General features: G+C 24.6%; 14 protein-coding genes. 8 read left to right on the forward strand and 6 right to left on the reverse strand.

Annotated features, from left to right (window positions below; all coding sequences use genetic code 11):
- The first annotated feature begins 36 nt into the window (after positions 1–36).
- The 3 genes from BUSG_RS00970 to ychF all read left to right on the forward strand — a co-directional run bounded on the left by BUSG_RS00970 (position 37) and on the right by ychF (position 2,497).
- Positions 37–648 carry a Fe-Mn family superoxide dismutase gene (locus tag BUSG_RS00970; RefSeq protein ID WP_011053715.1) on the forward strand — a complete coding sequence of 204 codons (612 nt, stop codon included), beginning with the start codon at positions 37–39 and terminating at the stop codon, positions 646–648.
- A gap of 153 nt (positions 649–801) precedes the next feature.
- On the forward strand, positions 802–1,335 hold the full coding sequence (gene pth, locus BUSG_RS00975; protein WP_050702904.1) for an aminoacyl-tRNA hydrolase: 534 nt from the start codon (positions 802–804) through the stop codon (positions 1,333–1,335).
- 73 nt (positions 1,336–1,408) lie between these two features.
- Positions 1,409–2,497, forward strand: coding sequence for a redox-regulated ATPase YchF (gene ychF, locus BUSG_RS00980; RefSeq protein WP_011053717.1), 1,089 nt, complete (start codon positions 1,409–1,411; stop codon positions 2,495–2,497).
- A gap of 57 nt (positions 2,498–2,554) precedes the next feature.
- On the opposite strand, the gene thrC is transcribed toward ychF, so the two are convergent.
- Genes thrC through thrA form a run of 3 tightly spaced genes read right to left on the reverse strand, consistent with a single transcriptional unit; the run spans position 2,555 to position 7,241 of the window.
- Complete coding sequence (gene thrC, locus BUSG_RS00985; RefSeq protein ID WP_011053718.1) at positions 2,555–3,844, reverse strand: threonine synthase; 1,290 nt, start codon at positions 3,842–3,844, stop codon at positions 2,555–2,557.
- Between the two features lie 3 nt (positions 3,845–3,847).
- Positions 3,848–4,777: a homoserine kinase gene (gene thrB, locus BUSG_RS00990; RefSeq protein WP_011053719.1), complete on the reverse strand. Its 930-nt coding sequence runs from the start codon at positions 4,775–4,777 to the stop codon at positions 3,848–3,850.
- A gap of 19 nt (positions 4,778–4,796) precedes the next feature.
- Entirely contained in the window at positions 4,797–7,241 is a 2,445-nt protein-coding gene (gene thrA / locus BUSG_RS00995) for a bifunctional aspartate kinase/homoserine dehydrogenase I (protein ID WP_011053720.1), read from the reverse strand.
- A 768-nt stretch (positions 7,242–8,009) separates the two neighbouring features.
- Between thrA and hpt the strand changes: the two genes are divergently transcribed.
- On the forward strand, positions 8,010–8,543 hold the full coding sequence (gene hpt / locus BUSG_RS01000; protein ID WP_011053721.1) for a hypoxanthine phosphoribosyltransferase: 534 nt from the start codon (positions 8,010–8,012) through the stop codon (positions 8,541–8,543).
- An 8-nt stretch (positions 8,544–8,551) separates the two neighbouring features.
- Here the strand turns inward: hpt and panC are convergent, their stop codons facing one another.
- The 3 genes from panC to dksA all read right to left on the reverse strand — a co-directional run bounded on the left by panC (position 8,552) and on the right by dksA (position 10,770).
- The gene (gene panC, locus BUSG_RS01005) at positions 8,552–9,409 is read right to left on the reverse strand and encodes a pantoate--beta-alanine ligase (RefSeq protein WP_011053722.1); all 858 of its coding nucleotides are present in this window, start codon (positions 9,407–9,409) and stop codon (positions 8,552–8,554) included.
- A gap of 15 nt (positions 9,410–9,424) precedes the next feature.
- On the reverse strand, positions 9,425–10,216 hold the full coding sequence (gene panB, locus BUSG_RS01010) for a 3-methyl-2-oxobutanoate hydroxymethyltransferase (protein WP_011053723.1): 792 nt from the start codon (positions 10,214–10,216) through the stop codon (positions 9,425–9,427).
- Positions 10,217–10,314: 98 nt separating this feature from the next.
- Entirely contained in the window at positions 10,315–10,770 is a 456-nt protein-coding gene (gene dksA, locus BUSG_RS01015) for an RNA polymerase-binding protein DksA (RefSeq protein ID WP_011053724.1), read from the reverse strand.
- Positions 10,771–11,076: 306 nt separating this feature from the next.
- Here dksA and truA point away from each other — a divergent pair, with 306 nt between their 5' ends.
- The 4 genes from truA (at position 11,077) to BUSG_RS03325 (ending at position 12,885) form a co-directional block, all read left to right on the forward strand.
- Positions 11,077–11,868, forward strand: a complete 792-nt coding sequence (gene truA, locus BUSG_RS01020; protein WP_011053725.1) for a tRNA pseudouridine(38-40) synthase TruA — start codon at positions 11,077–11,079, stop codon at positions 11,866–11,868.
- 390 nt (positions 11,869–12,258) lie between these two features.
- Positions 12,259–12,387, forward strand: a complete 129-nt coding sequence (locus BUSG_RS03260) for a hypothetical protein (RefSeq protein ID WP_234414139.1) — start codon at positions 12,259–12,261, stop codon at positions 12,385–12,387.
- Complete coding sequence (locus BUSG_RS03320; RefSeq protein WP_071812949.1) at positions 12,353–12,604, forward strand: transglycosylase domain-containing protein; 252 nt, start codon at positions 12,353–12,355, stop codon at positions 12,602–12,604. The genes BUSG_RS03260 and BUSG_RS03320 overlap by 35 nt, the downstream gene beginning before the upstream one ends.
- A gap of 116 nt (positions 12,605–12,720) precedes the next feature.
- Complete coding sequence (locus BUSG_RS03325) at positions 12,721–12,885, forward strand: transglycosylase domain-containing protein (RefSeq protein WP_256359012.1); 165 nt, start codon at positions 12,721–12,723, stop codon at positions 12,883–12,885.
- The last annotated feature ends 25 nt before the right edge of the window (positions 12,886–12,910 follow it).

Here is a 12,910-nt window from a genome sequence, read left to right on the forward strand (position 1 = left end):
ATTTATTATTTTATTTTTTTATTTATAGGAAAAAAAATGTCTTATTCCCTACCTGATCTATCTTATGCATATAATGCTTTAGAACCTTTTTTTGATGAAGAAACAATGAGAATTCATCATACGAAACATCATCAAAATTATATTAATAATACTAATTCTATTTTAGAAAGAACAAATTTTTCTTCACTTTCAATTGAAGAGTTAATGTCTATTTTTAATGAAATAAGTTTAGAAAATAAAAATGTATTACGTAATAATGCAGGAGGACATATAAATCATAGTTTATTTTGGAAAGGTTTAAAAATTGGAACAATATTGCAAGGTGATTTAAAATCAGAAATTAACAAACAATTTGGAAGTGTTGAATATTTCAAGAGTAAATTTGAAGATATTGCGTTAAACCACTTTGGTTCAGGTTGGATTTGGTTAGTAAATCAAAATGGTATACTATCTATAGTATCTACAATAAATCAAGATAATCCATTAATGGGTAAATCAATATCTGGTACTCATGGTAATCCTATTTTCGGATTAGATCTTTGGGAACATGCTTATTATTTAAAATATCAAAATAGACGATTAGATTATATTAAATCTTTTTGGAATGTAGTAAATTGGGATGAAGCATCTCGTCGTTTGTCCAAATAGTTTTTAATTACTTTTAATGTATAATTATTTTTAATATAAATCTTTAATTAATAAATGTTTTAAAATAAAAACATATAATATTTAATATTATATGTTTTTCATTTTTTATATAAATCTGAAAATGTTAAAGGATTTTTTTTGAATAAAATAAAAATGATAGTAGGATTATCTAATCCTAAAAAAAAATATCATAAAACGCGTCATAACGTTGGATCTTGGTATATTTATTCGTTAGCAAAAAATTATTTGAGTATTTTAAAAGAAGAAAAAAAATTTTTTGGTTTTACTGGTTGTTTAAATATCAAATCAAATTTTATTCGTTTACTCATACCTGATATTTTTATGAATATAAATGGTTTTTCCGTACATAGAATGGCTTCATTTTATAATATAAGTTTAAATCAAATATTAATAGTACATGATGATCTTGATTTAGCACCTGGAATTATAAAATATAAATATAGTTACGGGCATAGTGGTCACAACGGATTAAGACATATTATTAAAGAATTTAATACTAAAGTGAATTTTTATCGATTGAGAATTGGCATTGGTCGTCCAAAAAATAAAAATGAAATATCATCGTTTGTACTTTCTATACCTGATTTCAAGGAAATGAAGTTAATTAAGAAATCTATTTCATATGCAATAAAAGAAAATTTTACATTATTAAATTTGATACAATAGTCAGATATAAAAATTTTTTTATATTTTTTAAATCAATTTTGTGTAATTGTTCATTTTTTAAGGCGTATAAAATATGGGTTTTAAATGTGGAATTATAGGATTACCCAATGTGGGTAAATCTACTTTATTTAATGTTTTAACTAAAGGTAATTCGGCAGTTGCCAATTTTCCATTTTGTACTATTAAGCCAAATATAGGTATTGTTTCAGTCCCTGATAATCGCATTAATAATCTTTCTAAAATTATTTTACCTAAAAAAATAACAAATGCTTTTATAGAATTTGTAGATATTGCTGGTTTAGTGAAAGGTGCGTCTAAAGGAGAAGGTTTAGGTAATCAATTTTTAAGTAACATACGTGATACTCATGCAATTGCTCATGTTGTTCGCTGTTTCAAAGATGATAATGTTAGTCATATTTATAATCAACTACAACCTAAAATAGATGTTGATATAATTAATTCTGAACTTATATTAGCAGATTTTGAAACTTGTGAAAAATCTATATTAAAATTGCAAAAAAAACTAAATTTTAATAAAAAAGAGATAGAAGAAAAATTAGTTGTATTAAGTAAGTGCCTTGATCATTTAAAAAAATTTTTAATGTTAAAAACACTTGAGTTAGATGAAAATGAAAAGAAAATTATTAGTTATTTACGATTTTTAACTTTAAAACCCACAATGTATATTGCTAATATTAATGAACAAAAAGAGTCATGTTTTTTTTTAAATGAGTTAGAAAAAATGGCTAAAAAAGAAGGTTCTTCAGTCATTCCAATTAATTCGAATCTAGAATTAGATTTAATAAAAATGAATGAAGATGAACAAAAATATTTTATGAAATCTTTTAATATAACGAATTTAGGATTAAATAATATTATTAAATCTGGTTATAAAATACTTAATTTAATAACATTTTTTACCGCCGGAATAAAAGAGGTTCGTGCTTGGGCTATACCTAATGGCAGTACGAGTCTTCAAGCTGCTGATAAAATACATAGTGATTTTAGACGAGGTTTTATTCGGGCACAAATCATCAATTATTTAGATTTTATAAAATATAAAAGTGAGACGAAGGTTAAAGAAGCAGGGAAGTATCGAAGCGAAGGAAAATTTTATCAAATTCAAGATGGCGACATTATTAATTTTTTATTTAATGTTTAAAAAAAGTTATTTTTTATTAGAGAGGAAAATTTAATTTATCCTCTCTAATTTATATGATTATTTTTCTAATAAAAATTCTTTTAATTTATTAAAATCAGGATTAATATTATGGGATAATAATGGTAAATTATTTCTATTTTTCAATTCTTTTGGTAAAGAAATACTGTTTTCTAATATTTTTTCTACAGTATCTTTAAATTTAGACGGATGTGCAGTTCCTAAAAACAAACCGAATTCTTCTTTTTTTAATTGATCATGCAATAGCCTGTAGGCAATTGCAGCATGTGGTTCGGATACATAACCCATTCGAAATAACTCTTTAAGAGTCTCTTTAGTAACATTATCTGATACACTTCCGAATCTTAATTCTTTTAAATCCCATTTTTTACGACGAAATAATTCTTCAATTCGGGGCCAATTATTAGGGCAACTAATATCCATAGCATTAGAAATTGTTGATACAGTTTTTTTAGGATTCCATTTTCCACTATTCAGAAATCTTGGAACTGTATCATTAGAATTAGTACATGCAATAAATGATTGAATTGGCAAACCAAGAGATTTGGCTAATAAACCAGCTGTTAAATTACCAAAGTTACCGCATGGAACGGCTATAACTAAATTTTTTCTTTTTTCTTCAGAAATCAATGAAAAAGCTTCAAAATAATAGCATATTTGGGCTAATAAACGACTTATATTAATAGAATTAGCAGAATTTAATCCTATTGATTCTTTTAATTTTTTATCATCAAAGGCTTTTTTGACTAATTTTTGACAATCGTCAAAACTACCGTTAATAGAAATAGTTTTTATATTTTTCCCTAAAGTACAAAATAATTGTTCTTGTAATAGAGTGATTTTTCCCTTTGGATATAAAATAATTACTCGAATGTTTTTCATTCCATAAAAAGCATGAGCAACTGCAGCTCCGGTGTCTCCTGACGTTGCTGTCAAAATCGTAAAAGATTCATTTTTTTTATTAAGACATAGTATCATTTGAGCCATAAAACGTGCCCCAAAATCTTTAAATGCTAATGTTGGGCCATGAAATAGTTCAAAACAGCTTATATTCTTATTAATACAAATTTTTAATGGTTTTGAAAATGAAAATGCTTTTTTAACATGTTCATGCAATACTTCTTTAGAAATTTCACTACTAATAAATTTAGAAAGTATTTCAGTACTTCGTGTAATAAAATCCATTTTTAATATTTTTGATAACTCTACAGGAGTCATAATTGGTAATTTTACTGGAAAAAACAAACCTTGTTTCTGTCCTAATCCAAGTTTTACGGCAGTTTCAAAATTTACTTGTTCGTTATGGTTTTTTAAATTATAGAGTTTCATTTTTTATCCTATTTTTCGCACACCTTTTACATCTACAGCACAAATGTGAACAAATCCTGTTTTATTTTGTAAATAATTATTTTTTAGCCATAAAGATATCTTTTCAGCAGTTTTTATTTTATCAGAAATTGCAAAAATAGTAGGACCTGATCCAGATATTCCACAACTTATAGCTCCAATTTTTTTAATTTTTTCCTTGGCGTTTAAAAAATTAGGAAGTAATTTACTACGATATGGTTCTGCTATGAAATCTTGCATACATCTAGCTGCTAAATGAGATTGTTTAGTATACGATGCATGAATAAAACCTGCTAAATAACGACTATTTTTAATACAAATATCTTTTTTATATTCTTTAGGCAAAATTTTTCTTGCTTCTGCAGTAGAAACTTTAATTCCTGGCCAAGCAATAATCCAAAACCAATGTTTAAAATTAGGGATCTTTTGACTTATAATATCAGAATCTTCTAGTATTAATTGAAGACCTCCTAAATAAGATGGTGCTACATTATCATAATGTATGCTTCCTGATATTTCACCTTCTATTTCACCCATAAGTAATAGTAATTCTTTTGAATTCAAAGGATTATTACAAATTTGATTAATAGCAACTAAAGTAGCAACTACTGAGCATGCACTAGATCCTAGTCCTGATCCGATGGGCATATTTTTTTCAAGTATTATAGAAACTGGAATATTTTTTTTTATTACTTTACAAAATTTGAACCAACATTTCCAAACAATGTTTTGTTCTTTATTTATAGGTAATTTATTAGAAAAAATCCCTTTATTAATTAATTCAAATTTTTTTGATAACTTTACTGTTACACAATCACCTAACAAAGTACCATTTATTGGTATAATGGCTGCACCTAAAATATCAAATCCAACTCCAACATTAGCAACAGAAGCTGGTGCATAAATTTTAATCATTACTGTACTCCGCTGATGCTTATAATATTATACGTAGTAAGTCGGAAAACACCCCAGAGGCAGTAACATCGTTACCCGCACCATATCCTCTTAATACAAGAGGAATTGGTTGATAATAATTTGTATAAAATGTTAGTGCATTTTCACCATTTTTTACCTTATATAATGGATTATTGCTATTTATTTCCTCAATTTTCACTGAACATTTTCCATTTTTTTCTATACTTCCAATAAAACGCAGTACATTGCCTATATCACGTGCTTTATTAACTCTTTCTGAAAAGAATGAATCTAGTTCTTTTAATTTAAATAAAAATTCTTCAGAATTTTGATATTTTTTAAATCTTTCTGGTAATATGGGTTCAATGCTTATGTCTTTTAGTTCTATTGAATATCCAATTTCTCGAGCTAAAACTAATAGTTTTCTAGCAACGTCGATTCCAGATAAATCATCGAAGGGATTAGGTTCAGTAAAACCTAATTTTTTTGCTTCTTTAGTTGCTTCAGATAATAAAACACCTTCTTCCAGTTTTCCAAATATGAAAGATAAAGAACCAGATAATATACCTTTAAAAGATATAAGACAATCACCTGTACTAAATAAACTTTGAAGTGTGTTAATAACTGGTAATCCTGCTCCAACATTAGTTTCATATAAAAATTTTTTATTTTCTTTTAATGCAGTAGTTCTAATTTCACTGTAATATTTTAACGAATCTGTATTAGCTTTTTTATTCGAAGTAATTATATGAAATCCCTTTTTAATGAAACTGATATATTGCTTTGACAAAATATAATCAGATGTACAATCTATTATTACTGAATTAGAATCGCAGGTATTTTTTAATAGTTCATTTAATATTGTTAAATTAAATTTTTCTTTTGATTTTTTAAAATTTTCTTCCCAATTATTTAAATTTATTGAATTTTTTAAAAAAAGTAATTTTTTAGAATTAGCAATCATACGAAATTGTATTTTTATATTTTTTTGGTCTAAAAATTTTTCTTGCTTTAAGATTTGTTTTAATAATGCTTTTCCCACTCCACCTATTCCAATTAGAAAAACATTTATGATTGTTTTCTTAAAAAATAATGTATTATGAATATTTTGTATACCTTGTAAAAGGTTTTCTTTTTTAATTACTATTGATATAGAATGTTTTGAAGATCCATGTGCAATTGCAAGTACATTGATTTTTGATGAACCTAAAGAAGAAAAAATTTTTGATGCAATATTATTTTTTTCAGAAATATTAGAGCCAATAACTGACAAAATAGTTAAATTTTTTACTATATTAAAATCATTTAATAATCCTTCTTTTATTTCTAACGTAAATTCTTTTTTTAATATTAATAAAATATAATCAATGTCTTTTTCGAAAGTACAAAAATTTATTTGATTTTCTGAAGAAGATTGTATTATTAAAATAATTTTCATACTCTCTCTTGAGAGAATAGTAAAAATACGTGCAATTGTATTTCCTGAATCTTTTAGACAAGAACCAGAAATATTGAACATTATGATGTTATCAAGATATGTCACCCCTTTTAGAGAATTGTCACTTGGATTATTTTCTTTACCAATCCAAGTTCCCTTAGACTCAGTGTTATTAGTGTTTTTTATGACGCAAGGTATTTGAAACTGAGAAATTGGTTCAATAGTTCGAGGATGTAGTACCTTAGCCCCAAAATAAGATAATTCCATGGCTTCTTGATATGATATGTAATCCAATAGGTAAGTATTTGAAACTATCCTCGGATCTGCTGTCAAAACACCATCAACATCAGTCCAAATTTCACAACATTTGGCATTTAAGCAAGAAGCTAAAATTGCAGCAGAATAATCAGAACCATTACGTCCTAGTACTACTAATTCTCCTTCTTTATTGCCTGCAATAAAACCAGCCATTAAAATAATATTTTTTTGATCTATATTAATTTTTTTAATACGTTTTTTAGACTCTTTAATATCAATAGTAGAATCTAAATAGTTTCCTATTGATAAAAGATTTGTGACTGGATTTAAAATAGTAACTTCATGATTTCTAGATTGTAATATATTTTTCATAATATCAACTGAAAGTATTTCTCCACGAGATATTATGATAGGTTTAATACCTTCTGGACATTGTTTTATTAAAAGAATACCATTGATTATTTTTTTTAATTTATTAAATTCTATTTCAATTGTTGATTTTGTATTTTCATATGGGAAAAGTGGTTGTATTCTTTTAATGTCTTGTATTAATTCAATAAAAATGTTTTTTGCAAGATTAATTTTTTTTAAAACTTCATCATCAATCTTATTTTCAATTATTGTAGCTAAGTAATTAGTTATTTTAGCTGGAGCTGAAAGAACAACTGCAATTTGTTCCTTTTTATTTTTTTTTTCTATAATGTCAGCTACACATAAAAACTTTTTTGCATTAGCTAGCGAAGTTCCACCAAATTTCAATAGTTTCATATTTTTTTATATCCTTAAATTTATATCATAAAAAACCCGCATTATTTTTGAGCGGGTTTTTATTAAATATATACATTGTCTCATATTAATTATGATTAGTTATAATAAATAAAAACAGTTCTTCTATTTAGAGAAGAAACGATAAGAAGCAGATATTAATATTGTTGACGCAGTATCCTTGATATATAAATTAATAAAAGTTTAAAGTAATTGAATTAGTTTATTGAATAGTGTTGTTTAATAAGATTTAGAGCCGTAATTAAGAATATTTTTATTTTTTATTTTTTATTATAGCGTATATTTTAAATATTATTAATGTTATCACAGATTTAGTTTATTAATATTGTAAAAAGTTATTAGGAAAAAAAGATATGTTTTTTATTTAAAATTTTTTCTATTTCTGTATATGATTTTTTTAAAAAATAATTGTATAAAATCATTATATAATATGAAATATTAATATTTTTTGTTGATTATAAAAAAATAATAACAATTCTAATTATAGAATAAATATTACTTAACAAATGTAAAATAAATTGAACTAATTTATAAACTTTTTTATTAAATTAATATTATTTTTTTCTATTAGTAGTTTGATTTTTATAACATAATGATTATTATTAGTGCAATAGTTAAAAATAAATATTTTGTTTTTAAATTTTATATTACAATTTTTGTTGTTGAATATACTCGCTATTTTGAATAAATATCAATAAATGATTTTTAGTATAATAATTTAAAATATACATTAAAAACTTATTTCATATTATGAAACATACTATCAAAGTGATTATTTCTGAAAAAGAACTAGATATTCGCGTTCGTGAATTGGGTGAAGAAATTACTAAAAAATATAAAAATAGTAAAAATAAAATAATATTAATTGCTTTATTACGTGGTTCATTTGTATTTATAGCAGATTTATGTCGTAGAATTAAAATTGAACATGAAATTGATTTTATGACCACTTCTAGTTATGGACGTGGCATGATATCTACTGGAGATGTAAAAATTATAAAAGATTTAGACGAGGATATCTATAACAAAAATGTTTTAATTGTTGAAGATATTATTGATTCTGGAAAAACGTTAAGTAAAGTACTAGGTATTTTAAAATTAAGAAATCCGAAATCATTATCAATTTGCACTCTTTTAGATAAGCCAGAATGTCGTGAAGTTAATATTAATATTGATTTTGTAGGTTTCTCTATACCTGATGAATTTATGGTTGGATATGGAATAGATTATGCTCAATCTTATCGATATTTACCATATATAGGAAAAGTGATTTTTAAAAAATAAAAATTTTTTTAATCTCTTAGTATTATTTTTTTATTGTCAATTAATCGAATTTTTCCTAACCAAACTGATGCTATTATAATAATATTTTTGCTGTCTTTAGATATAGGATCAAGTGTTTTGGAATCATACGCATTAAATATATCAATATAAAATCCTTTTTTTATAAGATATTTACGTGATGTATGAATATTTTTTTTAATGTTTTTCCCATTGTTGTTTTTAATAAAATTACAAGTTTGTTTTATAGCTTGATATAAGTAAGATGCTTTTTGTTGTGCTAGATCGCTCAGGTGCTTGTTACGAGAGCTAAAAGCTAATCCGTTTTTTAATCTTATTATAGGTAAACTAATAATTTTTATAGGATAATTTAATTCTTTTACTAATTTTTTTATAATTAATAGTTGTTGATAATCTTTTTCTCCAAAGAAAGAAAAATTTGGTTGTATTAAGTTAAATAACTTACAAACTATTGTTGTTACGCCTATAAAATGTCCAGGACGTACCTTTCCTTCTATAATTTTAGATAATTTAGGTACATCAATATATGTGTGATTTTTTAATCCAAGAGGATACATTTCATTTACATCCGGACAAAAAAGAATTTCAACTTTTTCTTGTTTTAAAATACAACAATCTTGTTCAAAAGTTTTGGGATATTTTTTAAGATCCAATAGATCTTCAAATTGCATAGGATTAATAAAAATGCTTACTATTACAATATCTACATTTTTTTTTGCTAATAAAATTAATTTTATGTGACCATCATGTAAATTTCCCATTGTTGGTACTAATCCAATTATTTTATTCTTTTTTTTTAGTTCTTTTATTTTTTTTTCTAGTAGGTTGATATTTTTTATAATATTCATGATCATTCCAAAAATTTAAAAACTATATTTTTCACTGGGGAAATTTCCATTTTTAACTTCATTGATATATTGTTTAATAGCATTTTGAATGCTTCCATTGTGACAAAGGAAATTTTTTACAAATTTTAGTTTTTTTCCATCCGTTATTCCTAATAAATCTTGCATAACAAGTATTTGTCCGTCAGTATGATGACCTGATCCTATACCAATTACTGGAATAGATAAGTTTTCAGTTATTTTTTTAGCTAAAAGTGAAGGAATACATTCTAAAACTAGCATTTTAATTCCTGCTTCTTCTAGAATAAAGGCTTCATCTATTATTCGTTGTGCATCATTTTTTTCTTTTCCTTGAATTTTATACCCGCTTAAAAAATTTATAGATTGTGGGGTTAATCCTATATGACCACACACTAATATTGATCTTTTTGATAGTTCTTTGACAGTTTCAACTAACCATTTTCCACCTTCTATTTTTATCATATTAGCACCAGATTGTATAATTTTAGCTGTGTTTTTTAAAGTTTCTTCGATACTATAATACGACATAAATGGTAAATCAGACAATAAAAAGGAATTTGGTGCACCTCTTCTCACTGCTTTTGTATGATATTTAATATCTTGAATTTTTACAGGTAGTGTAGAATTATGACCTTGAATAGTCATACCTAGAGAATCACCTACAAGCATAATAGGAATACCTTCCTTTTCAAAAAGTCTAGAAAAACTGAAATCATAAGCTGTAATAGCAGCAAATTTTATTTGATTTTTTTTCCAGTTTTGTATTTTTGATATAGTAATAGATTCCATAATTTACCTACTTTGTTTAAAGAACATAATTGACAAAACTAAAGAAAGGATACTCGATATAATTTAATATATCAATCGAATATCCTCATCTATATATATTAACCAGCCATTTGTTTTTCTCGAATTTCTGCTAGTGTTTTACAGTCAATACACAAATTTGCAGTAGGTCTGGCTTCTAAACGACGTATGCCAATTTCAACAGCACAAGAATTGCAATAACCAAAATCTTTATCTTTTATTTTTTTTAAAGTTTCTTGTATTTTTTTTATTAATTTACGACTTCTATCTCGATTTCGTAATTCTAAACTAAATTCTTCTTCTTGAGCTGCTCGATCAATAGGATCTGGAAAATTAGTTGATTTATCCTGTATATAAAGCAAAGTATGATTAATTTCAATTGTTAATTGATTCTTCCATGTTTCAAGAATTTTTTTAAAATGTAACATTTGTTTTTCATTCATATATTCTTCATCTGTTTTTTTTTGATAAGGCTGTAAACCAGCAATAGCAAGAACGTTTAGAGATGATGTTTTTTTATTTTGTTCTTTTTCCATATTTTTTTCCAATAAAAAATTTACATGTATTTAAAATAAAAAATCTATTATTAGCATAATATTAATTATTAACAATACATGTTATTCAAAAAATGTTTACATAAAAATAAGAATAGAAAAATAATTTAGATATTATTTTTTTAATAAGATTAATTTTTATAATTGAAAAATTTATTTTTTTCTTTTTATAAAAGAAAAAATTAATATAAATAATATTAACATAAACTTTAGTTAAATATATTCTATAGAAGTATGTTGATTTAAAAAATTATATTTTTTTATCTATAATTATAGGAAATGTAATAAATGAAAGAAAAAAAAAATAAAAAATTTGCCTTAGGAGTAGAATACGATGGAAGTTATTATCATGGTTGGCAAAGTCAAAAAGGACTTTCTACTATTCAATCAGAAATAGAGAAGGCTTTGTCTAAAATTGCAAATCATCAAGTGAACGTTATATGTGCTGGTCGGACTGATTCCGGTGTTCATAGCATAGGACAAGTAATACATTTCACTAGTATTTCGTTTAGAAGTGATTTTTCTTGGATAGTGGGAGTGAATAGTTATTTATCTAAAAATATTTCTGTAAAATGGATTAAAGAAGTTTCAGAAAATTTCAATGCTCGTTATAGTGCAATTTCTCGCTCTTACCGTTATATAATATATAATCATAAATGTCGTTCTGCTATTTTTCGAAATAGATCAAATCATGTTTATAAAGAATTAAATGTTGATAAGATGTATTTTGAAGCACAATCCTTATTAGGAGAACATGATTTTTCATCTTTTCGATCCTCAGGCTGTCAATCACGTTCTCCTTTCAGAACAATTACTGATTTAAATATTCGGCGTTTAAAAAATTTAGTTATTATTGATATTACTGCTAATTCTTTTTTATATCATATGGTTCGAAACATTGTTGGTTCATTGATTCAAATCAACGATAATACAAAAAAAAATTATATAAAAAAAATATTAGATAAAAAAGATAGAAACTATGCAGGTCCTACTGTTTCAGCTCGAGGGTTATACTTATTTTTTGTAAAATATCCTATGTGTTTTAATTTGCCTATATTTAAGGATGATTTTATTATTTGAAGAATAAAAATGCACGTCAGATTACTTTTTAGAATAGTTGACTTCTTAAATTTATCATTAATTATATTCAACAAGTTATGTATATGCTTTTCAAATGAAAATTTATTTTTTTCAATAAAAAATTTTAATTAAAAGGGTTTTTGATGTATTTAAATAAAAGAAAAATAAAATTATTAGGAAAGATTTTTTATATATGAAAATAAGTCGATTAATTAATCTGAAGGTCTGGCATTTTCTTACGTTAATATAAAGTCGTATAATAAATTTAGAGCCTGGTAATTCATATTCTCAGAAAAGGTATCAAAATTTTTGAAAGGTACTCTGTATAGAGAAGTTAATACTGTTATGTAACTAGGTGAATATAACATAAAGAATAATAATATAGAATTTATACATCGTTCTTTTGACTTTTCAGATTTGAAAGAGAATGAATTTCATGTAAAGTTGTTTTTTAATAAAGATTATTTATTAAAAATTAAAAATCTTGAACATAATCGTAATTTTATTTTTTTCATTTAGAATCCAAGTTAATTGCTGTGTTAGAATCTCCAAAAGGAAAAAACATATTTTTATTCCTAAATCGAAATATTCAGAACTTTTAATTAAAACATTATTAGCAATTAAAGATAAATATTTTTATGAACATAATGATATTAATATATCTTCGATTGGAAGAGCTTTTTTAGTAAATATAATGACAGGTCGAATAGTGCAGGATGGTACTACTCTTACTTAAAAATTAGTCAAAAATCTTTTTTTTAACAAATGCTCGTTCAATATGGAGAAAAATTAATGAAATGTATATAGCTTTAATTTTAGATTGCTTTTGTAAAAAAAGATCGCATTTTAGAAATGTATTTAAATGAAGTTTATTTAGAACAAGATGGTAACGAACAAATGCGAGGTTTCCCTCTTGAGAGTTTATATTGTTTTGGTAAACCAATTGATGAATTAAATTTAGATCAGTATGCTTTATTAGTAGGAGTAGTTAAAGGGGCTTATTTATATAATCTTTGAAGCAAACCTGATTTTGCTTTAAATA

Origin of the sequence: Buchnera aphidicola str. Sg (Schizaphis graminum) (assembly GCF_000007365.1) — a bacterium.
In the GTDB taxonomy this organism is placed as follows: domain Bacteria; phylum Pseudomonadota; class Gammaproteobacteria; order Enterobacterales; family Enterobacteriaceae; genus Buchnera; species Buchnera aphidicola.